At 40.4% G+C, this 23,974-nt stretch carries 19 protein-coding genes and 1 tRNA gene; 7 read left to right on the top strand and 13 right to left on the bottom strand.

Features of this window, described 5'->3' with window-relative positions:
- The first annotated feature begins 1 nt into the window (after position 1).
- Together M8998_RS03695 and M8998_RS03700 are read left to right on the top strand one after the other, a co-directional pair.
- Positions 2-74: transfer RNA gene (locus M8998_RS03695), tRNA-Lys, on the top strand.
- Between the two features lie 250 nt (positions 75-324).
- Entirely contained in the window at positions 325-1,551 is a 1,227-nt protein-coding gene (locus tag M8998_RS03700) for a site-specific integrase (protein ID WP_249990727.1), read from the top strand.
- Positions 1,552-1,668: 117 nt separating this feature from the next.
- Here M8998_RS03700 and M8998_RS03705 read toward each other — a convergent pair whose 3' ends face one another.
- Entirely contained in the window at positions 1,669-2,565 is an 897-nt protein-coding gene (locus tag M8998_RS03705) for an SDR family oxidoreductase (protein ID WP_249990728.1), read from the bottom strand.
- Positions 2,566-2,736: 171 nt separating this feature from the next.
- Here M8998_RS03705 and M8998_RS16335 point away from each other — a divergent pair, with 171 nt between their 5' ends.
- Positions 2,737-3,060 (top strand): sensor histidine kinase, encoded by a 324-nt coding sequence (locus tag M8998_RS16335; RefSeq protein WP_502957353.1) that lies wholly within the window; start codon positions 2,737-2,739, stop codon positions 3,058-3,060.
- 79 nt (positions 3,061-3,139) lie between these two features.
- Here the strand turns inward: M8998_RS16335 and M8998_RS03710 are convergent, their stop codons facing one another.
- Positions 3,140-3,727 (bottom strand): hypothetical protein, encoded by a 588-nt coding sequence (locus M8998_RS03710; protein WP_249990729.1) that lies wholly within the window; start codon positions 3,725-3,727, stop codon positions 3,140-3,142.
- Between the two features lie 251 nt (positions 3,728-3,978).
- Here M8998_RS03710 and M8998_RS03715 point away from each other — a divergent pair, with 251 nt between their 5' ends.
- The 3 genes from M8998_RS03715 (at position 3,979) to M8998_RS03725 (ending at position 7,023) form a co-directional block, all read left to right on the top strand.
- A complete protein-coding gene (locus tag M8998_RS03715) occupies positions 3,979-5,286 on the top strand; it encodes a ferredoxin reductase family protein (RefSeq protein ID WP_249990734.1) in 1,308 nt (435 codons plus the stop codon).
- A 520-nt stretch (positions 5,287-5,806) separates the two neighbouring features.
- Entirely contained in the window at positions 5,807-6,415 is a 609-nt protein-coding gene (locus M8998_RS03720; protein ID WP_249990736.1) for a Crp/Fnr family transcriptional regulator, read from the top strand.
- Positions 6,416-6,684: 269 nt separating this feature from the next.
- Positions 6,685-7,023 (top strand): hypothetical protein, encoded by a 339-nt coding sequence (locus M8998_RS03725; protein WP_249990738.1) that lies wholly within the window; start codon positions 6,685-6,687, stop codon positions 7,021-7,023.
- A gap of 215 nt (positions 7,024-7,238) precedes the next feature.
- On the opposite strand, the gene M8998_RS03730 is transcribed toward M8998_RS03725, so the two are convergent.
- From M8998_RS03730 to M8998_RS03745, 4 genes are read right to left on the bottom strand one after another with little or no spacing between them, the layout of a single operon-like run.
- Entirely contained in the window at positions 7,239-7,496 is a 258-nt protein-coding gene (locus tag M8998_RS03730) for a hypothetical protein (protein WP_249990739.1), read from the bottom strand.
- A 25-nt stretch (positions 7,497-7,521) separates the two neighbouring features.
- Positions 7,522-8,979 carry a RagB/SusD family nutrient uptake outer membrane protein gene (locus M8998_RS03735; RefSeq protein WP_249990741.1) on the bottom strand — a complete coding sequence of 486 codons (1,458 nt, stop codon included), beginning with the start codon at positions 8,977-8,979 and terminating at the stop codon, positions 7,522-7,524.
- Between the two features lie 11 nt (positions 8,980-8,990).
- On the bottom strand, positions 8,991-12,194 hold the full coding sequence (locus M8998_RS03740; RefSeq protein ID WP_249990743.1) for a SusC/RagA family TonB-linked outer membrane protein: 3,204 nt from the start codon (positions 12,192-12,194) through the stop codon (positions 8,991-8,993).
- Between the two features lie 9 nt (positions 12,195-12,203).
- On the bottom strand, positions 12,204-12,671 hold the full coding sequence (locus M8998_RS03745) for a TlpA family protein disulfide reductase (protein WP_249990745.1): 468 nt from the start codon (positions 12,669-12,671) through the stop codon (positions 12,204-12,206).
- A gap of 726 nt (positions 12,672-13,397) precedes the next feature.
- Between M8998_RS03745 and M8998_RS03750 the strand changes: the two genes are divergently transcribed.
- Positions 13,398-13,649 carry a helix-turn-helix domain-containing protein gene (locus M8998_RS03750; protein ID WP_249990747.1) on the top strand — a complete coding sequence of 84 codons (252 nt, stop codon included), beginning with the start codon at positions 13,398-13,400 and terminating at the stop codon, positions 13,647-13,649.
- A gap of 586 nt (positions 13,650-14,235) precedes the next feature.
- Here M8998_RS03750 and M8998_RS03755 read toward each other — a convergent pair.
- The 7 genes from M8998_RS03755 to M8998_RS03785 all read right to left on the bottom strand — a co-directional run bounded on the left by M8998_RS03755 (position 14,236) and on the right by M8998_RS03785 (position 23,972).
- On the bottom strand, positions 14,236-14,514 hold the full coding sequence (locus M8998_RS03755) for a helix-turn-helix domain-containing protein (RefSeq protein WP_249990748.1): 279 nt from the start codon (positions 14,512-14,514) through the stop codon (positions 14,236-14,238).
- A 124-nt stretch (positions 14,515-14,638) separates the two neighbouring features.
- On the bottom strand, positions 14,639-15,367 hold the full coding sequence (locus tag M8998_RS03760) for a hypothetical protein (RefSeq protein ID WP_249990749.1): 729 nt from the start codon (positions 15,365-15,367) through the stop codon (positions 14,639-14,641).
- Positions 15,368-15,856: 489 nt separating this feature from the next.
- Positions 15,857-16,741, bottom strand: a complete 885-nt coding sequence (locus M8998_RS03765) for an Abi family protein (RefSeq protein ID WP_249990751.1) — start codon at positions 16,739-16,741, stop codon at positions 15,857-15,859.
- Between the two features lie 252 nt (positions 16,742-16,993).
- The gene (locus M8998_RS03770) at positions 16,994-17,728 is read right to left on the bottom strand and encodes a hypothetical protein (protein ID WP_249990752.1); all 735 of its coding nucleotides are present in this window, start codon (positions 17,726-17,728) and stop codon (positions 16,994-16,996) included.
- A 34-nt stretch (positions 17,729-17,762) separates the two neighbouring features.
- Positions 17,763-18,464 carry a M48 family metallopeptidase gene (locus M8998_RS03775; RefSeq protein WP_249990753.1) on the bottom strand — a complete coding sequence of 234 codons (702 nt, stop codon included), beginning with the start codon at positions 18,462-18,464 and terminating at the stop codon, positions 17,763-17,765.
- Positions 18,464-21,517, bottom strand: a complete 3,054-nt coding sequence (locus tag M8998_RS03780) for a type I restriction endonuclease subunit R (protein ID WP_249990755.1) — start codon at positions 21,515-21,517, stop codon at positions 18,464-18,466. The genes M8998_RS03775 and M8998_RS03780 overlap by 1 nt, the downstream gene beginning before the upstream one ends.
- Positions 21,518-21,527: 10 nt before the next feature.
- On the bottom strand, positions 21,528-23,972 hold the full coding sequence (locus tag M8998_RS03785) for a DUF262 domain-containing protein (RefSeq protein ID WP_249990757.1): 2,445 nt from the start codon (positions 23,970-23,972) through the stop codon (positions 21,528-21,530).
- Positions 23,973-23,974 lie beyond the last annotated feature (2 nt).

Genomic DNA, 23,974 nt, shown 5'->3' on the forward strand with positions numbered 1-23,974 from the left:
TGATTCCGTAGCTCAGCTGGTAGAGCATTACACTTTTAATGTAGTGGTCCTGGGTTCGAATCCCAGCGGGATCACAGAGAGTAACACCAAAAATCATTAAAACCCTGCAAATCAACAGATTGCAGGGTTTTTTATTTGGGGAAAAGCACCAAAATATGCACGAAATCGCATATTTGCGGTGAGTTATTCGGTGAGTCATTGGCATTTTTTCGATGACTCACCGAATAAGGACTTAACTTATTGATATCAAACAGGTTCACCCCAAGAACATCTTGTTAAAATAGTACTGCAAAGCTAATTTTGTTTCACCTTAACTCTTTAGTTATGAAGACTAATTTTAGTGTACTCTTCTTTTTGAAGAAGTCAAAAAATCAAAAATCACAGAATCCGTCCTTCGTTTATTGGCGCGTTACCTTGAATGGAAAGCGGTGGGAATGCCCAACCGGAAAAAAAGCATTCCCAGAACAGTGGAATGTGCAAGCTGGAAGATTCTTGGGAAAGTCCCAACAAACCAGAACAATGAATGCATTTTTGGACAATCTGAACGCGAGGTTACATGCTATCTATCATGATCTTCGGATGGATGGAGCCGATTTTGACATTGCTGCATTTAAAAAACGCTACCTAGGTATTACAGATACCGGCTATACCTTATGTTATGCCATTGAGATCCACAATGAAAAAATGCAAACGCTTGTGCAGCATGGTGAGTATGCCGTAGGTACGCTCAAACGATATCAGGTACTCCTAAGGCACATTAAAACTTTCATAGAAGTTACTTACCACAAATCTGATGTCGACCTGAAAGAACTAGATCAGACATTTATTGATGACTTCGAATTCTACCTTCGATCTGTTAAGCTTAATGACATCAACACCTCCAATAAACACTTAAAGAATCTTAAAAAGATCGTTCTAATCTGCATTCGCTATAAATGGATTGATGCTGATCCTTTTGATGGTCGTAAGCTTCAATCTAAGCCCGTTAACAGAACTTTTTTGACTTCAGATGAATTGAGCCGTATTGTCGAGAAAGAGCTGACAACGCAAAGACTGGAACAGGTTCGTGACTTCTTCCTGTTTAGTTGCTATACAGGACTTTCCTACGCAGATGTACATAAACTTCAACTAACGGATATTGGCATTGGTATAGACGGCGAAAAATGGATTTTTACGTATCGCCAGAAAACGGATACACGAGTTTCGATTCCCCTACTGCCCATAGCATCCAGCATACTGGGAAAGTATGCTGAGAATCCGTGGTGTATCCATAACAATCGTGCTCTACCAATTTCCAGTAACCAAAAGATGAATGAATATTTGGTAGAAATAGCTGCATTATGTAGCATTAATAAGACTTTAGGCAACCGTGTAGCTAAAAGAACTTTTGCCACCACAGTAACACTCATGAATGGTGTGCCTATCGAAAGCGTATCAAAGATGCTTGGTCATACCAATATTCGCACCACGCAGCTTTATGCAAAAGTACTTGATAAGAAAGTAAGTGAAGATATGGCGCCACTGATGAAGAAGTTTGTTAGCGCCGATTGATCAAAAATTAATCAAATTGACAGCTGACTGATTTATCTAAGACTGTAGAATGGTTTTTTTCATTCTACAGTCTTATCACCGAATATTATCGCAGTCAATTTGCACTGAGATCAAATTTTAAATAGTTATTCTTCCGCCCGCTACTGGTATAGTCGCACCTGCGATATAACTGGCATCTTCTGATGCAAGAAAGACATAGGCTGGAGCTACCTCCGCTGGCTGACCAGCTCTTCCCATAGGTGTATTTTTCCCAAACTCCTCGTGAGCTGGAATTGTTGAAGGGATAAGCGGTGTCCAGATGGGTCCTGGTGCCACTGCATTCACGCGGATACCTTTTCCATCTTCCAGCAGAATTTGACTCAAATTAGCTGTAAAGTTCTGTATTGCACCCTTTGTGGCTGCATAAGGCAATAACAGTTCGTTAGGGGAATACGCATTGACGGAAGTGGTATTTATAATACTGCTTCCTGGTTTCAAATGAGGTTCAGCGGCTTTACATAGGTAAAACATGGCCGTGATGTTTGTACGAAAGGTTTTATCCCATTCTTCAGAAGATATATCCTGAATACTTTCCCTTGCCATCTGGAATGCCGCATTATTCACCAAAATATCTAATCCGCCAAACTCCTTCACCGCAGTTTCAACAATATATTTACAGTGTGACTCTTCCTTGATGTCTCCCTTGATAAGGACTGCCTTCCTCCCCTCTTTTTCCACATATTCAGCAGTCAGATTTGCATCCTCATCCTCTGAATCATCCAGATAACTAATCAATACATCTGCACCTTCTCGTGCAAACGCTATGGCGACTGCCCGCCCTATACCTGAATCACCGCCCGTAATAATCGCTTTCTTTCCCTTCAATTTCCCACTGCCTTTATACGAATCCTCGCCATGATCGGCTTTTGGATTTAGTTTACCTTCCACACCTGGAACAGGTTGATCTTGCTTTGGAACGGGAGGTTTAGGATATTTTTGAGATGGGTCTTCTGAAAGGTTTTTAGTGTCTGTCATAACATGTTGTGTTAAATTTTAAACAAATTATTTGAACCGATTTCGCTAGGTAATCTTCAATTACAATTTTTAACGCCCCTGGAAACACAGTACATTCAATAAACCAATTATTGGCATACGAGAAGAATAAAGCTTTGCGTTTCTTAAGTAATAAACGCATGGCTTTTTAAAGTGTTTGATATTGCAAACGATCTTATCGCAGATCGTGATAAGATTTGTCAGGTGCTAACGAACTTGGTTAGTAATGCAGTTAAGTACTCGCCCTCAGGAGGTCAAATCATTATTAGCTGTGAAAATAAAGATAACCAAGTCATCGTTAGCGTCAAAGATCAAGGATTGGGTATAAGCGCAAAAGATCAGAAAATGCTATTTCAGCGTTTATATAGGATTAAAGACCTGCATAGGAAAAATATTTCCGGATTTGGTATAGGTCTATATCTAGTGTCGGATTTGCTGCGTTTACATGATAGTAGTATATCTATTGAAAGTAAATAAGGTATTGGCTCTACTTTCTTTTTCAGTTTAAAAAGTAGTAACACTGGTATTTAATTTTCTGACTATAAAATTGCTCAACTTAATTTTTAACTATTCCGGCCACCAACGCTTTCCACTGTGGATATGAGCCGCCTAATTTAACACCAAGTCCGATTAGTGCATTTCTAATGGTATCTGCTATACCTTCATTTTCATCATTAATCAACTCATTTCTTCCCGCATATTGAGCGGAAACTTCATTATCTTTCTGTTCCAACAAAATAGTAGAAGTGGCTATGTTTTTGAAAAAATGCGCAATATCTTTTTCAGTTTGTGTTGGATCAGTTGTTGGTCTCAGTGTAATGGAAACTTTTTGACTTTTTGATGTGGTTTCTTCCAAAATTTGCTCAATTCGTACCCAATCATATCCATCGCTGCTGGGTAATCCTGGTCCTAGAATGTCAATTTTGACCAAATCACCTTCTTGCGCTTCTCGCTCCAAGTGCGCACCATTGCTGTCTGCCAATTGGAATACGGATGATGGTAATACGGCTACTTCATTCCAATCGTTGATATCTAAAAGACGTTCTTTAGCTACTAAGAAAAATTGCTTTGCTTCTTCTCCAGTAGAAAATTCGGTAGATGATGAACAATCCACTCGTTTACCTTTTTTGTGCTCTGGTATCATAATCTTTCCTTTCGTTAAATAGTAATCAATACCAATAATCTGTATGATTGATAAGACAGATAGGATTAGCGTATGTTTATGATTTCTATAATTCGGGTATATAGACGGATTGTCTGTAGTGATAAGTGGCATTAGTCGGCACTATTTACGCGTAAACACGTAAATAGTAACATTATCCTTTGTCATTTAAGAAAAAAGAAACACTATGTAGTATATCGTGTTCTTATCATAGCACTGATCATCTAAGCCCTATGCACTATACTTATCGAAACGGATTTCTTTGGCTTTTTATTTATGCTGGCTTGTCGCTTCTACCCCTTTTGCTTGCTTTGACAGGATCCATTCCTCAGGTTAGGCAATTTTGGATAGAACTTGGGGTGGCATTTGGGTTTATTGGATTGGGCATGATGGCGGTACAATTCATTTTTACCGGACGTTTTCAAAAGATTGCTGCCGTGTATAGTGGTGATAATGTAATGCAATTTCACAAGCAGATAGGCATCATCTCATTCCTTTTTGTGCTTGCCCATCCCATCACCTTGTTGTTGGCCGACTTTTCTTACATATCTTATTTCGATCCACGAGTCAACTTCATGCGTGCAATTTCGCTTAGCATAGTTACGATCTCGCTATTTGCGATCGTAGGCAGCAGCTTGTGGCGCCAAGCGATGAATCTCAGTTATGAAAATTGGCGATTAATTCATGGTTTTCTAGCATTAGCCATCGTATTTATTGGGTTGGTTCACGCTATTCAGGTGTCTCACTATATGGATCCCTTGTGGAAAAAAATCATTTTAGCTATGATTATCTGTATTTGTATGTATCTCGTAGTGCATACGCGAATTATTCGGCCGTACCAAAATCGTAAACATGCCTACAAGATTGTACACGTGATCGAAGAAAGAAACGACTGTTACACCATAGCACTTGAGGCCACCGGCAAAAAGATGAACTACGTACCAGGTCAGTACTGTTGGGTAACCATCAATAACACGCCATTTGATCTGCAGCAACATCCGTTTTCACTGTGTTCTAGCGCGTTAGATCCGCAAATTCAATTAACGGCAAAAGTTTTAGGTGACTTCACAGCAACTTGGCAAGATTTGAAGCCAGGTGATACGGCTTATCTGGAAGGACCCTTCGGCGCATTTACACCGTCTGCCTCTGCGAATCTGTTCTTTATTATGGGCGGTATAGGTATTACGCCCGCTATGAGCATGTTGCGTACGCTTCGTGATCAGAAGGACGAGAGGGAGATTGTGCTGATTTATGCTAATAGTGATTGGGAGAATATTACATTTCGAGAGGAATTGGATGAGTTGAGCGAAACATTGAATCTCCGACTTATTCATGTACTTGAAGAGCCCGAAGATGATTGGGATGGAGAGGAAGGATTTATTTCTCAGGAATTACTAGCCCGCTATATCCCAAAGGAGCACGATAATTATATGTTTTTCATCTGTGGACCAACACCATTGATGGACATTACCGAAATATCCCTACATAACTTGGGAATCAATTGGAAACAGATTTATTCAGAACGTTTTGAAATGGTATAATATGAAAGATCACGTAAAAATACTTTATAAAGTAATACATCGATTGGCTGATGTATTGGGGATTATTCTACTACTGGCAGCTGCGCTATTTGCTCTGAGGTAATGGAAAGGTTTCTAATTGCTCTGCCGATCCTCTATTGCGCTTACCTATTACTCGCTTTGGAAGCATGATCAAAACATCTTCTTTGTACGAAGTGTTCATTCCAAAAGAGACACATTTTCCAAGTTCAGTAAATGTTTAAACCAAAACTGACCCTCCCTCCCATTTAAAAATCCACCTATTAAATTCATGATTTCAGGAGTGAATTTCAACTTTTCAATTGAAATTTTACCTTCAATTTTGTTCAAGTTCGTAGGATCAAATAGTATTTTGCGCTAGGCAAATAGCATTACGCTCCTACCAAATGGCATTATGTCCATACCAAACCCATTTTTTACAAAGGTTACTTAGCTTTGAATATCAGTTTTACATTGTTTTTTAACCTTGTATTAGCGGATTATTAGACAACACATCTACCCCATGAAGAAAGACATCAAAGCCTTACATATCTTTTTTAAATTCTGGTCAGAGTATGCTCAAATGGACAGATACCATAAGCAATGGGCTCGAGACAACCTGCACCCAATACAGGTCAATCGCGGCGAACTTCTATACAACTATTCTTCCCCACAGAGAAACTTATATTTCGTTTGCCAAGGAATGATCGCATTCGTATCCATTGATCCTTCTATTAAAAAAAGAAAAATCGAAAGTGTCGCTTTAGCATACAACTCCTTAAAATCAACCAATCACCTTTATACCAATACGCCAAGAACAGGCAGTATCGTAGCACTTCGGTCAAGTTTAGTTCTACGCATAGCATACGAACGTGTAAAAAAACTTAAAAACCGTGATCCAGTAATTGACATTCTATTTGATGTGCTCGCTAGTAGAGAAATAAGACAGCATAGAAGTCATATCTCCATTTTGCTATTAAAATCACCACTTGATAGGTATAGACTTTTCCGCGAGCAGCTTTTCAGTATTCAGTCGGTAATGACTCAGCAGGAACAAGCAGATTATTTGGGTATATTTAAACGAACCCTTCAAGAATGCCAATATCTTTTCCTAAAAAGCTTAAATAGCTAAAAATTGCACATCTGATGTGCAACTCACGTATTTTAACATCTATAATTTTGACTATCAACATTTAACAGCAGTGTTAATGCAACTGAAATTATAGAATTAATAAAGATATGTGATATGAAAAGGTTCAAGATGAAATTTGCTCTCTTCCGGCTAAAGGTCTACTCGCTGAATACTATAGATGAGTAGGCCACCACAGCACAAAAAGATCAAACGCCTTGGCGGGCAAATATCTGCTAAGGTAATTAACAAACCCTCAAAATTTTACAACCATGAAAAATACATTTGCAGTGAAGACATCACTCTTCACATTAATATTGGCGCTAATTGCAATCGGAACGTTTGCATTTACCGCAGTGATGAATAAGCAGTCCGTGGGCACTAATAAATTACAAAACACCTTTCACTTCGTAGGCGATAGCGAAGACCCTGGCCAATTCTCAGAAATTGACAATTGGAGAGAAGGTACATCCAATGCTTGCGGTACAGTTGGACAGAAACCTTGTGAGATAACTGTAGAGGCCAATAATTTGGACGAACTGGCGACTTACCTTAGTGGAATGGATAACGAAGCGGTACTTGATATAAACCCATCATCTAAACGTCCGTAAAGACTGATTCATGTTTTTAATTTTACAGGCCGAAGCGTATATGCTTCGGCCTGTTACTGTATTATCAATTAATTTGCCTGCTCTTTACGGAGATCTCTATATTTAGAATCCCGACTACCCAAGGTCGGTTCACTGAGAACAGCCCAGATAAGCTGCGTCAACATGTCGACTTTATAAAATCGCATATAGCGAACTTTGCCACTAGCATCTTCCGTCTAAATGTCAATATTAGGTGCTATCGCCTGTGCTCCTACTTTAGCTAGCAACGTTTCAAAATCCCCATGCTCCTCCATTTCAAGCGTGCACTCGGCAATAAGGCTGCTTACATGCAATAAGAAATCCTGATCAGGCACATCTAAAGCTAAGTAGAACACCTGCCTTAACAATTCTTTCTTGGCACTTTCCAACTTCCCAGAAATCTGTCCAGAGTCTAGATAGAAATCGATCACGTTTTGCTTATCGAGAAATAACATATTGCATCTGATGTTAGGGCGGCTATTATCTTGGATTCTGCTGAATACCCGAAAGAGTAATGACTTCCTCTGGGATTGCAATCGCATACCGCGGATCGCCGGGTTGCAGTCTGTATAACTCCTCCTCGGTATTCCGCTCTAAAACAAGTGCTGCACCGTCGCGATTGTATCGCTTGATATCCGCCCAGCGAAGTCCGCGCATTACCAACTCTTTTCTACGCTCCCTGCGAATGACCTCTAAGGCATCTGCGCTGCTAGAAAAACTATATGGCTGAAACTTTCCAGATTCGTAACGAGTAACCAGTAAGTGATTCAGTGCCTGCTGCGCCGCAGGCAGGTTATTTAGTTGGGCAGAGCATTCGGCTTTCATCAGTAACACCTCACTACTGCTCATCCCGGGAGTAAGAGTCATCTGTCCAACATGACTTCCCCGAAAGAAATACGTTTCATCTGCATGCTGGCGGAAGTAGATTTGCTTGCGCAGATCACCTGGTTCATACCGTGCGATAAGATCGGGCGCTATGCGGGCAATATTCCCATTCAGCGGCGCTGCCAGCATCGCATTACTCCAAAACAGGAGCTCTATACTGCTATCAGTCACCGTAGGAATTGGATACAGCGTAGCTGGATTGAGCGCATTAAAGTCTAGCAATGGAAGCTCCGAATTCGCTATAGTTTGCAAGTAACGATCCGCCTGCGCATAATCTCCCATATAAAGATAGACTCGTGCTAACATAGCCGCAGCAACTAGACGCGTTGGTGCGGTTTTTCCGGGCTGCAGCTCAGGCAGCAAGGCATAAGCAGACTCCAAGTCCGTAATGATCTGCGCGTAGCTCGCGGCCAAACTAGCTCGGACGGAGCGCTCATCAGGATCAGGATTAACCTTTAATACAATACCCAAAGCCCTCTCTGCGGTTGCTGGCGTATAAGCTACACACCAAGTCTGTACCGCATCCAAAAACCTCGCCGCCCGCATGAATAAAGCATGTCCGCGTACCAGATCGACCTCTGAGCCAGACAAGTTATTATCCTCTAATCCTTTTAAAACGAGATTGCAAATATTGACAGCGGTATAGCAATTATACCACTCATCCCCTGCCGTGCTTTGCGGTCTAGCCACAAAGTCCGCTTGCCAGGTATACAGCCTGCGATCACTTTCATACGATAAGCCCCGAAGATCTGCATCCCGCAAATAAAAGTCATCCGCACTTACCTCTCCTGCCGAAACAAAATTATTGTTCACCGTACCGAAGTTATCCAGCATGGCTTGAAAGTCTACCACCTTGGTAGGCACCGCTAAACGGCCGTCGGCTTTCTGGGAGAGGAAGTCACTACATCCCGTCATAGTAGTGGCTACTATCAGTATGCCTAGCAGTATAAACATATTTGAGCTAGCAGAAGTAGCATTCCTGCGAGTTAAACCCGTTTTTATCGCGCTGATGGTCTTAGTCAAAGAACTATGTATATCCGTATACTGTTTCATAAAAAGTCATTTTAAAAGTTTGTTCGCAGCCCTATCGTATATCCTGCAGGTCGAACAAGTCTAGTGCCTGTGTTATTATTAAAATCCGGATCAATGCCCTGTTTATTTGCGCGCCAAAGTAGTCCCAGATTATTCGCATTAACATAGATCTGGATGCGCTGGGTCTGGGCATTTATCCTGATTGGTAAGGCATAGCCTAGATTGATATACTGCAAACGGATGTGATCCGCTTTATCCACCAGCACGCTAGATCCGGCATAGAAATTATCCCGTTGCGAGTTCGCCACATACGTATTCGAAGGCACATCAGTGATCAGCTCATCGCCCGGCTGCTGCCAGCGATCACCATAGTCGCTATGCCCGCGCCAGCTGTTCAGTAAGTTCGTGTAATGTATCGATCCTCTGCGCATAAAATAGCCCAGCTTGTAGGAAATCCCTACCTGCAAGCTAAATCCTTTATAACCAAACGAGTTAATAAAAGATCCAAAATGGGTCGGGATCGATGATCCAAAAAACTCCAATTCTTCCAGCGTAGTGCCCGCACCGATCAGGTTTCGGTAATCCGTACTGAGCTCGCCATCCAGAATACCCTGCGGATCGCCACTGCTAGGATCAAGACCACCCCATGGATAGGCAAACACGGAATAGACCGGACGTCCCGGGATACCTGAAATTGGCACTGATGTGGGATTAACAAACTGGCTGGCCAGCGTACGATTTACTAGATACTCTTCTATTTGGTCTTTAAAGAAGCTGTAGTTTAAAATGCTCGACCACCCAAAAGTACCCGATTGTATATTATCTGTTTTTAGTTCTATATCTATCCCGTCCCCTGACATGCTTGCCACATTACGAAGCGTGGAGGGCGGAATACCGGTGGTATAGTCTGTAGGCGCAGAGCCAAAAAGGTCTATTCCATTCTTTCTGAAATATTCTACGCTGGCACTGATTCGATTGTTCCTGCTGCGAACGTCTAAAGCAACGTTCAGCATGCGCGAGGTTTCCCAGCGTAGCGATGGATTATAATAGTTACTAATTCGGGCAGCAGGCCTACCGGTGAATACGGAATTTGTCGGCAGGTAACTGATTGTATTGACTGCTACCATGGCCGGATCTATATTGCCGCTGAAGCCATAGGTTGCCCGCAAGTTCACGTAGCTCAATAGATCGGTTGTAAAGAACTTTTCCTGCGATACTTTCCACGCCATCCCCACCGACCAGAAAGGATTCCACTGATCATTGGTAGCCAGTCCAAACAGGTTACTGGCATCCCGGCGCGTGCTGGCTGAAAGTGCGTACCTGTTCCTATAGGTATAGGCCGCATTACCAAACTGCGATACAAAACGCGTATCCGTGGCTGAGATAAACTGGTTGTTTAGAATAAAACTATTGCCTGAGATAAACTGCGGATGGCTACGCGAGTAATCCACTACCCCTATACTCATGTTATCCTGATCATAGCCGTACAGGCGATGCTGGTCGGATTCACGCACGTTCATGCGGATTTCACTACCAGCAATTGCGGTAATATGGTGATCCTGGGCAAAAGTCCGATCAAAAGAAAGTTGTCCACGAATACTGTTAGAGCGCAGCATGCCCGAGCCAATATCCATAATACCTCCGCGTGGAACAGCATAACTGGCCGCGCCACCAGAAATCTGGGTAAAACGGTTCACATAGTCCCGCGCTGAGTAGCTATCCCGATCAGCTAGGCGGTTTGTCCCATCATGCTGCCGCTCGTATTGATAATTTACCGAAGCGCGAAGACCTTCCATTATTTTGTATTCCAGCCCCGCAGTAGCTAGCATGCTTGAGGAGCGCGAGCGAGAAACATGATGCTTCCAGTCATTTAGCGGATAATAGTTCCAGTCTTGTAGTAGTCCCTGTCCTATAGAGTTGATATAGGTATTATTCAGATTGGTAAACACAGGCTTTGCCCTACCCTGCTCATCAGCCAGTTCCATATAAGGTACGCTGCTAGATGCATTCATGGCAATATCACCATAGCCTAATCTACCCGATCGATCGCCAGACTCGGTATAATATATACTGGTGCGCAGCGAGAGTGCATCCGTAGGTTGATAGGTATTTTCAAAGCGTAGATTGAGACGGTGAAACCTTGCCCCCAGATGATCAAAGTTCCGATCATATCCTGCCGCCGATGACCACGAGAATTTCTGCGAGCCGCCCTGCGCTCCCAGATAGTACTGCTGGTTAACACCTTTGTCATACATATAGCGGTCAAAGTGATCGCGCGAATCCACTGCCCTTAGCCGCTGGATCTCTGCTTGAGCTTGCCCGCCATCCATCGATCCATTGCGTACTCTTTCCAGCATATCTACCACAGGGGAAAGCACTAAGCGCGATGGTGAGCTGATTCTGCTATTGTAAAACCCGCTATCAAATAGCTCGACTTCCATATCAATATAATCTGCACTAGACATCTGACGAATGTAGCCCAGATCTGGCTTATCGGTGATCGTTACATGGCTATTAAACTCAAGGGTGATTGGCCGGTCGAATGATCCTTTTTTAGTGGTGATGACAATCACCCCATTGGCAGCTCTAGCACCCCAAATGCTGGATGCCGCAGCATCTTTAAGTATCGTTATGTTTTCTACGATATTGGGATTGATATTATTAATATCTCCTTCATAAGGGAAGTTGTCAATTACAATGAGTGGGCTTCGTGGACCTTGGATGGTACTGAGACCTCGCACCATGAGCTGCGGGATAGCTAAGCTATTATCGGTAGTGACACTATTTGCGATGGCTGGCAGACGGGATGTGATATCAGGCCCTACCTGCTGATTGAATAATTGCCGATCAATACTTGAAAACGATCCCGTAGCCCGTTCGCGCGGCAGCTGCTGGTAGCCAGTGGAGACTATCGTTACCGAATCCACTGCGCGCTGGCGCTCATCAAGCACAATAGTAAGCGTATCGGTCTGATCAGAAATAACTGCCGTCGTAAAACTTGTGTAAGATTGGTGCTGGATGGTAAAACGCCGCTGGGCTGAAGGATGCACGCCGAGTACAAAGCGGCCTCGTAGATCCGATACTGCCGAGTTACTGACACCCTGCTGGGTAATGGTGGCTCCACGAATAGGCTGGCGATCGGAGGAAGAGATGATCCGGCCGCGCAGCTGCTGAGCTTGCGCGCCATAGCACAAACCAGCAAGTAAAATTGTTAGATAAACTATATATTTCATCATTCGTTTTACTTAAAGACCCTCTTGGTTAATTTGGAACTCTATGGCTTCGCGCAGAGTCCAGCCCGAACCGGTGAAAGCTTTTATAAATCCATTTTTGGAGATCCACACGTAATGAGGAATCAGGTAGTGGGGAAACTGAGCGACAAGCTGCTCATCTAAGATGATCGATGAAAGGGTGGTGCCGCCAGTCTGGGAGAGCATATTATTATAACAATTGTTAACCTTTTCATAGCTATCTCTGTATTTGGCAGGATTTACCAGCACAAAAGCAAGATCATCCGGGTAATCCCTTTGCAGGGATTCGAGATTGGAAAAATTCTTCCGACAAGCGCCACACCAAGTAGCCCAGAAGTCCAGCACCACAAGCTTACCCTTGAACTGTTCTAGCGTGCCTCGCACAGTATCACCTTCATTGTAGAAAATATGCTCACGTGTCCAAAAATCTTGAGGTACTTTCTCTCCTATAGTAAGCCCCATGGACTGCTGCACTTTTACTCCAGCCCCGCCATTCTGGCGAGACTGGGCAAAAGCACTATTAACAAACACGTATGAACTTAGAATTACTGTTATAGCTAGCCGTGCAAAAGCTCTATAAATGTATTTTGATTTAGGCCAAAGCGCGGCCAAGGCATTGGAAAATGTCATAATTTTTTGGGATTAAGTAAAGTAAAGGTTAGGCTATCGCAAATATCAATTGTTTAATACATGCGAGATAGAAATCTCAAGTAGCAGCAGGAATCGATCAAGTTTCCAGCAGACAATGATATTAACTTGGGGAGCGTATTATATTTTTGAAGAGTTGTTTTTTTGAAGGTATCATATCTATTTCTGCTGTTACACGAAAATCTGGAGCAGAAGATATATTCCCATTAAAACTGGTGATGGGATACCTCTCTATATATGCGCTGAAGCTTGTAGGAAAGCTGAACAACATACAAGAGAGGGCCCACCATGTCTTTTTTTACAAAGATATGTAATGGGCACCGAACTCTTGCAACTTGCTGTTCAGAAAGGTTCCTACATTTTCAGCGCAAGTGCCGATTTCCAAGTGCCTTGGACATTTAATTATTTATTGCGTGTCGCAAATTCGACCTGCGACATACAAATATAATAAACAATAGAAAATTCTCCAAATTAATATACTCTTAATTAAGAGTAATAAATAAATCTGATTCTGTTGAGATTTATGCTTTAGGACAAAGCATGAGTAAAAAAGTATCGAAAGACCTGCCCAAGGAGGTAAAAAAAATTGGGTTAAGACTAAGGCAAGTTCGCAAAGAGCTGGGATTTTCTAATTCAGATGATTTTGCATATAAATATGAACTTAACCGATCGCAATACGGAAAATACGAAGCCGGTTCAGAAGATTTGAGAATAAGTTCTTTAATTAATATTCTCGAAAAGATAGATATGTCACTGAACGATTTTTTTAATAAAGACTTCGATGGCCTATAATTTAAGTACAGTATATCGGAAAATATTTTTAATCTGCGAACATGCCCTGCAACTTCAAAAATAACGATTCTGGTATACGCAGGATTTTTTGTTAAGGTACTTGCAAGTTGTGTCTTTGTACGTACAGCTTTCCTGCGTCAAACCTGCCATACAAAAACGAACTTGCCATGATTGCTTCCGAGATTTCATCTCGGAAGCAATCATGGGGGTAATAAAAAGTTCGCAACTCACTTTTTCTAAGGTCTCCCAGCAAAAATTAGTGTTGTCCTATTCTATAAGCTCAGATTAAAACTTCTCCAATAGAAAGCGGAATTGACTGGCTTGCTTTGGATGCCAAGAAGGAGTATACTCAATATAACCAGCTTTCACCAAATCTGACAAACATTTGTGGTATGTAGCAACTGCCTTAATACGTGCGTGCCGCATCAGCCTAGCTCGACTGGAGGAAAAGGCTTTTAGCGGCTCAACTGTGTCTTGAAAATAAAGCAAGGCTAAAACAAGCGCTACATGTGTATGTAATAAACATTCGTTATCTGCAACGGCTCTGCAAATCCGCTTCAAAATATTTACATGGTTTGAAATTTGACTAGCCATTATATTTCCCTCCTTCCATCATCTTCTGAATATCTTCCATGGCGTAGAACATAATCCCACCAACTTTCCGATAAGGCAAAACACCGTTGATTCGAAGGTTTTGTAGTGTTCCTGGTGAAATGCTCATAAGTTTTCTAACTTCCGAACTCCTCAACCAACGTGGTTTATTTGAAACAGCGTGGTCACCACTGGAAAGTAGGAGTTTAATCTCCGCAATAAGTTCGGTCTTAAATTGGTTTAGGTCTTCTTTAGTCAAGATGTTCACTTGCATAATGAGTTAAATAATTAAGCGTTTAATTGCTACAGGACTTTCCTGTACGTTGCTTACAAAACTCGCGAATACTATAATTAAGTGCATGACCAATTGAGACGCATGGTCACCAAATGGATAAAGATCAAATCAATCCTTTACCATTCTTTGCAGTAATTGAGAACAACTTCTTATCATCTGGTATTTTAGAGCCTTTAGTAGCATCTTTTGCAGACTTTTGAACAAAATAGTTCCGCGCTGTATTGACCGGAATATCTTTACCTTGGTGCGAAAAGTATTTTGAAATAAGCTTATAGTAGGGACTATCATAATCTGATTTCAAAAGTTTTCGACCAGACCCCGGTAAAGTTAATTCCTTAATCTGGTGAATCAGATCTATAAATGTTGGCAAATGATTATCCTGAATCATAATCTTAAGCGACACTTCGTACTGCTCTAGTGTTTTTAATCTTTTATCCCGCTCGTCAAGCTTGCTTTGAAGTTCAGTGATAAGCGCATCCTTCTTCTTGATCAATATTTCTTGTGGAAGCATGTTATCATGATCGTAGTTAGACAGAAAGTTTCTGAACTCTTCCAGCTTTTGAATATTGGAGACATAACGCGGATGTTTCCTTGAGAATGGATCTCTTGTTTCAAAGAAGATTATTCGAGCGCTAACAATAGACCAGACGTGCGCAAAGAATGCTTTCTCTCGCTGAGAAGGATTGTGGTTTAGAAAGTATTCCAGATGAAAGCTATAAAAACTATTAAAATAAGAGTGGTCAATGCTATACATTTTCAGTAGAAAATGATTGTCCTCGTATCCTTTTTTCATGCCCAAAACATTGCCTAGTTCAAAGGGATGAATGTTCATCTGGAAAGGTCTTCTGCATTTGAAATATCTAATCTGCATACTCCAAATCTAAGAAGTTCATTTTTTTAATGACTGATTTGATAGGCCAACATGATATATAAAGCTATTTGCATGGAGTAAAATGCTGTTTGATAAGAAGTTTTTACTTAGACTGAAATAGAAGTACGATAACCAACAGCTTATATCTGGCGATATTGCCTTTGAAACCAGATATACTTAAATCCTGATATTTGAATATCCAGATATATGTCTATGTAGTCTTACCCTAGCTAGCTACATTCAAACAAAATAATTCAAGTCAAATACCACCCCGTCCCGGATTAAACAAAAAAGTATCCGACAAACGGAAATAAAGTCAATTATGCGTAAAGGAAATACTAATAAAAAAAGAAAACCCGAAGCAAAATGCTCCGGGTTTAAATTCTCTTGTTTTAAAGTGCTGCACCACAGCTCAAGGTGTGGCGGGGCACTAACTACACTGCAAAGGTACTAATTTATCTCGGAGATATCAAAAGCGATATGCTCATTAATGATCTTTTCTATCACGACATGCCCACGAACACCATCAATCAAAACCTTTAATGACTCAAGTAGCTCATCACCCCTATTTTCAGAAACCTTGCTCAGAACAAACAATATTAAGCGTATAGACGCATTCAAATTCGTTTGATTCCTAGTTTTAAGTCGATAGCGTCGATCTGGAATCCTTTTAATCCCCACGGGTTGATTGTAATCAAACAAAACACCACTGTGGCTACAAATATTTCTGATATTAATTAATGCCAGTATATGATTCTTCAAGACCTCTATGTCTCGAATTTCATAAACCGAAGCAATCTCTTTTTTCACGCTATCCTCTTTCAAACTTTTGAACAACCTAAACATTTGTCCAAACGTAAAAAACTCTAGCGTTTTCCAAGCTGGCGCATAGATATCGTTAATATACTTGGCATGATGATCTCTAATGGGTTTATTGTTAATTTTAAACTTGTCGTTGTAAATGATAGGAAGCTTGCTAATGATATCATTACGAACAACTCTAGCATCATTAAACCAAGTAGGCGAATCTTGGTAGTGATTAGAAACGTGATAGACAATCTGAGTCCGAAAATGCACCTCTATGCGATACAAGTATTTACCCAAGAGATTGCGAAGGTCAACATCGAAATAGTAAAAACGGATCACATCTTCTAAACACACGCCTGGGATAAAATCATGAGTTCCATCTACCTGTAAATAGTGCCAATAAAACCCTAAGCGGTAGTAGCCAATATCCAGCAAATGTTCTTTCGCCTTTTCTTCATCGTCGATTCGCATCCCTCTGCATTTCAGAAGGTCTATCTGTTCATCTACAGAAGTTGCTCTATTTCCCATTTTTCTCGATAAAGTTTTGTAAAAAGATTGGATAATAACCTAATAAGCAAATATACCACAATGATTCAATTTTATAATTTATCAGCTTCAACCCAGAAGTAGCAGTCCCCCTTTCGCGGAAACGCGGGCAAGAAAAAATAAGCAAAAACTTACCTGTCTCTATTTTGAAAATTATAGAGTAAGCTTTCGAAAATATAAAAATCTAGAGAAAACAAAAAAATATAAATCGAGCATGAATCAGTTTCTACCGACCTATCGCTCTACCTCAATTAAACAATAATAAAATTCATTCGCATTTTTATTACCACCAGAAATCGTGGAATAATTTCTCCAAAAAATTTGATAATTCTTTTTTAGGTCCAGTTTATAACTCAGCTCCTTCGACAAAGTCCAATGTCTGCGAAGCGGAGGCGCTAAAGGAATAGTTAAATCCGTGTAGTATTTAGTAGGATCTGTATGTTCGTAGTTCCACCCTAAATATTCTCGACTAATTTCAGCTCCATCATGGAAAGAAAAATGACGATCCACGTTTCTTTTTTGATTTGTATTGTCATTTACATAGCTTTTGTCGTTGGTTAAGATCAAAAGGTAACCTTTCTCTATATCAAAATCCTTTGATTCTACATTTTCCAATCGGTAAATATCTTTTCGAAAACTGTACCTACCGACGTCCAAAGCTCCATGATTTCGTAGCTCGTAGTTTTCATTATCATAGCTGGTGTGGAGACATTTTGTTTTGTACTTTATTTCTATTGGATAAGCCTTTCTATTTTCATAATCTAGAACAACTATATCCACTATAGCGCGAAAAGACTGTTCACCACTATTAATAGATTTCATTACAATATTGAGCGGCACCTCCAAGCGGAGTTCCAGTGTTGCATACAGTTCTTTTATACAAACTGCTAGTGCAAATTTTAAATCATCTTCTGAATGAAAAATCTGTCGTTCATGCTGGAGCTTTTCTATTACTGTTCTTAAATTCATCGTGATATTAGATTTGTTAAAAGAATGCAGCCCACTACAGACCGATGGGTAGCTCATTCAGAATTTTCTTTTGCAAACGCCAATTGGGTAAGAATCTGTCCATCAAAATAATAAAGTTTTTATTGTGATTTCTTTCTAGAAGATGTACAAGTTCATGAACGACGATGTACTCTATACAATCAACCGGCTTTTTTGCCAATTCTATATTAAACAAAAGCATCCGTTTTTCTATATTGCAGCTGCCCCACTTAGTTTTCATCCTTCTAATACCAAAATGGACATCGGTTAGATTCATTTGCCTTGAGTAATTAAAAATCAAAGTTCCGATCTTTGCGTCAAGTTCTCTTTTGTACCAATTGTAAAGCGTCTTTTGCTTTTGTTCTAAACTAGCACCAGGCAAAGCATACAGTTCAATTACCAGATGTTTCAGCACCAACTTCGGTCGCTTGGCTTCTACAACTTTTAACAAATAACGCTTCCCTAAAAATTGATGACTTTCCTGTGTGATCATCAGCTTAGGCTCTTCTCGCTCTTGACTTCTTATTTTTCTCTGTTCCCGTTTTATCCAACCTAATTTGGTAGCGGCATAGATTTTCACCTTCTCCAAATCATAAAAGTCTGGTGATGCTATCGTTACTCTTCCCATAGGCGGATGCACACTAAGGTGTAGATTTTTGATAGCTTTGAATGTTACTTCTATCTCTACAGAATCGATATGTAAAATTTCAGCCCGCATTAATATTCATCTTTATGGGCATCTATAATTTTATAGATTTCTTCCACTCGACTTACATCGTCTAGAACATCAAAAATTGCTTTTTTTACCAATTTCTGCTTAGCGAGATTTTCTCTAAATCCTTCCTGCTTGGCATACTGCACCTTCTCTTCCAAAGCCAAAGCCAATCGCTCATCGCCATCCAGCGTGTGGTAGAGTGCCACCTTGCCTTTGGTATTTAAAGATTTCGGTATATCATCTTGTTTTCCTTGATTGACATGTCGTATCAGTTCCGCCATCTCTTTCAGATAATCCTGATAGCTAACGGTCTCTTGCTTTCTTTTTTCAATCAACTCTTGAAGCAATACAGACATGTGGTCAAAATACTTTGGATCCAATAGATGTTCTTCGACGATTTTACTGCGGACATTATTTTCTATCAACTCTGCTACAGCCTCTCGGTTAGCCTTGATCTCTTTGGGCAAACGATCTATCGCTTGGTCCATATTGGTTTCCAGCAAATCCAACAGCGATATATTCTCAAACGGAGAAATCACTGCTGACTCTTCCGCTTTGATATAGGTATCTATCAGAAAACGCATATCGGCTTCGAAAGCTTTTAGGTCTATTGTTTCGCTAGAAGCAATACGGATTATCTCTCGGAGGTTTAGGTATTCGTCCAGCTTCGTATTAAATCTTTTGACTTCTGCATCAGTAAATTCCGCGACGGTAAAGTCAGCTTTAATATTAGCATAGGCTCGTATGTACTCGACAATACCTTTGTATAAAGCCATCCTTTTATACTCGGTGGCTTTCAAATCCTCCGGATTTTCGGTATTGCCACAGAAATAACGGATGTATGCCAAATCATTCTTTGGCGATGCCACATTTTCGCAAATGCTTTCCACCGTTTCCAAAGCCGTAAACAGTCGATCCTTGGCAATTTTTAACCGATCTTTTAGCTGAATAGAAACCTCTTCTTTAGTAAAACCCTCGCTATCTAGCTCCGAAGTATAGACATTGATCGCATCGGTAACGTTACCAAATAGCTCCATATAATCGATAATGTAACCATAATCTTTGTCATCGGTGTCCAAGCGGTTAACACGACAAATCGCCTGAAACAAGGTATGATCCTGCATCCGCTTATCTATGTAGATGTAGGTACACGGTGGCGCGTCAAAACCAGTCAAGAGCTTAGAAACCACAATCAACAGCTTCATTCGTGCTGGTTCTTTACGGAAACGTTCTTTAGCGTCTGCCTCGTAGGTTTCTGTTTTGGATTTATTCCCTTTTACGCTCACCTCTTTCAGCAGATCCGTGTATATTTTATAGACAAATTGCTTATCCGTTTCGCTATCTGCACCAGTATCTTCCAAGGAAACATCGCTGGCATTAGGATTATACGAAGTGATGATGGCACATCTATTTTTGAGCTCCGTATGCAGAAATAAACTATAATATTTTGCGGCTTCATAGATGCTGGATGCGACCAGTATTGCATTACCGTTTTGGGATTTTAAGCGTGGTTTTACCGAAAAATCGACCACAATATCCGTGACAATTTTCTCCATTCTGCTCTTGGAACTCAGTACATTTTGCATCGTGCCCCATTTCTTCTTCAACTCATTCTTTTGGAAATCATTCAGCGCCGCAGTCTTGGCTTCAAACCATTGATCGACTTTGGTTTGCGAAGTCAGGTTTTGCTCTATCGCTCGTCCTTCGTACATCAAATCTTTCACCACACCATCCTCTACCGCTTCGTTGAACTTGTAGGTGTGAATGTATCGACCGAAAACGTCCATCGTCGTTTTCTTATCTGCTTTTAACAAAGGCGTACCTGTAAACCCTATAAACACGGCGTTATGTAACACCGCTTTCATTACTTGGTTCAACTTGCCACTTTGCGTACGATGACATTCATCGATAAACACAAAGATCTCACCTTGCGTCTGTACCGGATTGTTCTCTAAATCCTTGATGAAGACATCAAAATCGATATCTGTCTTGTTTCCAAATTTATGAATCAACGAGCAGACCAGTCTTGGTCGAGATGACGTAAGAAATTGCATCAATTCTTTTCCCGATCGTGTTTTCGCTACATCGGTTTCACCGACGTCTTTGAATACGCGCTCTATCTGATCGTCAAGCTCGGTGCGATCTGTGAGAATAACAATTCTGGAGTTGGCTACATTTTCCAATATCCATTTACCCAACATCACCATCATCAAGGATTTTCCAGAACCCTGTGTATGCCAGATGATACCGCCTTCCTTTTTGCGAACAAATTCCTGCGCTTCTTTTAAGGCAAAATACTGATGCGGACGTGGAAATTTCTTAACACCTGCATCAAAAACAACCCAATTGTAAATCAAATCGATCAAACGCTCCTTTTGGCAAAGCTTCTTTACGTATTTGTCCAGCTTATAGTCCTCGTTCTCTTCCTCATCTTCTTTCCAAGCGAGGTAATATTTTGCTTGTGTTTCTATCGTTCCATACTTCAGGCCTTGGGTATTGTTTCCAGCCATCAGCAATTGCACCGTGGTATAAAACCACTCGTTGAACAATACCTTTTGATTGGAGATGGATTGGTTAATACTTTCGGAAATATCGGTTGTTCCTCGCTTCAGCTCCAAAACGCCAACGGCAATACCGTTGATGTACAGCACTACATCTGGGCGACGGTTATTTTCCCCTTTACTAAGTGTAACTTCTTCCGCAACACCAAACTCATTATTAGCGAAATTTTGCCAATCTATAGGGAAAATCGTATCAAACTGCTCGCCCAAATCCGGTCTAGCTTTTACACCATAGCGAAGAAGGGCATACATAGCTTTGTTGCGGTCGTATAAATTACCAGCGTTCGTATTTGCTAGATCATAAATTTCCTTCACAGCTTTGTCCGCCAATACTTCGGAGTAACCACGTTTCAGCAAATTTTGCTTTAAAATAGCTCCTTCTACGTTGCTGTTATGTTCGCGTTTCTCCCAATTACCATAATAGGTGTAACCCAACTCTTTTTGAAAAAGCTGAATAATGCGGTTTTGAGTAATGCGTTCTATCGGGTTAATCATGGGATGTAGATTACAGTTGATTCAATTTACTTAAAAGAGTCTCAACTTCATTCAAAGCAGAGGTTCTAGATTCTAAAATGATCTCAAAGCCATACTCCGACCACGTATATCCTAAAATAATTAAGATCGACTGAATGGTATCGTTGTAGTTGTCAATTTTATTAGAACCTTTAGACTTCATAAAGATTATACGGTAACCCTCTTCTAAAAAACTAATGGCAACCGTATAACTAATACGATCATAATGCCAACCACTAAAATCAATTTGAGTGATATCGTCATAGCCTTTTGCCGGATAAATCAAACAACTTTCAAACGGGCTAAAAGCTTGCCTATCCGAAATCTTATGGTATAACACTAGCGTATTTAAATCATACCTTTTATGATTCATCTGCGATGCATTCAAAAGCTGGATGGCGTCATGACGATACTCCTGGCTATAGATATAACCCTGTCCACAGGCGGCAATTAATCTAGCATCATCAATAAAATCTTTCCTCCAATCAACAACATCCGATTCATGAATCATGTTATTTAATGAATCAACAACGGATTGTATATTATCATGGCGGAAACTTTCGCTATCTACAACACATTTAAAAATATTCCTTTTCAATTTAGATGAGACGGCGAGTTCATAATCCGAAAAATAAACACGCAACATACGCTTCCAACTGAAATCCCGATCGTAGTTCTTCACCTTTTTTGAACTACCAAAATTACACAACCATTTGCTTCGATTTTCTATCAAGTAGTTATCTTGGGTAAGAAGTGCCCTTTCCAAAATAAATGCGCTATTATGATCAGAGTCTAGAATGGAGAACAAGGCTGTGAACTTTACCAAGTAATTATTGAAAATAACCTTTAAATCTATGTTATCTTGATTCGATACGTGATGATCGGTAATACCACTGAATTCCAAAAGATAGGCGATTTGACCACGATGAAAAATGGACATTTCGGCTTTTTCGATTTGGTTCTTCCAAGAATTGGTTGTGCCTAGATCGGATAGTATCAAAGCAGCCTTTATCCGTTCCTCATAAACCTGATCACTCATAAAGAAATCTATTTGAACATCATCTCGCAAGGATTCCAGAATATTAGGCGCAAAATCTAAAAGCCTATTAATCGAGGTAATTGCAGAATACATTTGCTCAGACCTATCGAAGCGTGTGTTCTCAACTAAATTCGAAACGACTCTCATCCAATCGCTAATACCATCCGTTTTGTCATCGTATCTCAATAGGTAGCTAACATACGCGTAAAATAGTACCCTGTCCGGAATGGATGGGGTATTTTTTAGTATATCTTCAAAAACTTGTTCAAACCGAAAGTAAAAAATGTTTTCGACCTTATTCAATGGCTTATCGTTTCCATTCATGAGTTTATCTAACGTACTCATCAGGAAAAGAATACTGTCTTTCGTAAATAGGTTCAGGTCTTTTTGTCGGTGAAATGATAGGAATTCATTGCTTAATAACACGTCCAAAATTTCCTTATTGAAAGGATTATTTGTAATGTAAGAGAATGTTAGCGATGCTCGAATGAAATTCATCAACTCCTCATCATAAATATTACTGGCGCCAACAAGGTGACGGTAATTCCAAAACAAATCCGTCCACACACAATCAATCTTATTCGAGAAATATTGCTTAGCAGAACACGGCAAAGGTTCACCACCCAGAATCAACGTGAAATCCATCATTTTATCGTCGAAAATTGAGCTAATCTCCTCCTCAAACCTAGCTTTGAAATTTTCGAAGTCCGTCAATGGCTTTCCTCGCGAATTCATCTTAATGTACAAGTCATCTCCTTGTTTTAAATCATTCAAGTCTAGAAACAAAAAGGTAATTACCGGCTCATCTGAAATCAAACGAGAATAAAAATGAATGGAATCTTTAAATAAGAGATGAATATGATCAAGCATATTAAGCATAGACGAGACGGTCGCATCACTTTTCCAATGCTCTTGAAACCAACCTTTGTTAGTGATTAATTTGGAGAGCGCGTTTTCTTTATTTCTATCAGGTTCTATAAGCGGAGCAAAATCAATCTGCTCGGTCAAAAGCGCCTCACAAAAATCGGTAGAACTGAATCTAGTCTTATATACGAATTTGGACTTACCATTGTATGTCAAGGTATTGGATATAAAACTTAGGTCGTTATTAGCCTTCGCTAGGTACCAGTGTAATAGGAAAAGAGTCGTCAGCCGCTGTTGACCATCTAGTGGAATAAAAACCTTATCCGGACTGATATACCCATAGATAAAATCTAAATCCCGATTTGGTATCCCCTCGGCTAGATAGGAATACAAAGCACTTAGAAAGTTGCTGCGCAATTCTCTTTGAGAACTTCTGCCTTGCGCATAATCTCTTTGAATAATTGGTATTTCAATCCGAAATGAATCCAACCTAAGAAGCTGATAAAACGAATATCTTCTTGCTGTTTTTTGCATTC

The sequence above is a fragment of the Sphingobacterium sp. lm-10 genome, assembly GCF_023554555.1.
Classification (GTDB): Bacteria; Bacteroidota; Bacteroidia; order Sphingobacteriales; family Sphingobacteriaceae; genus Sphingobacterium.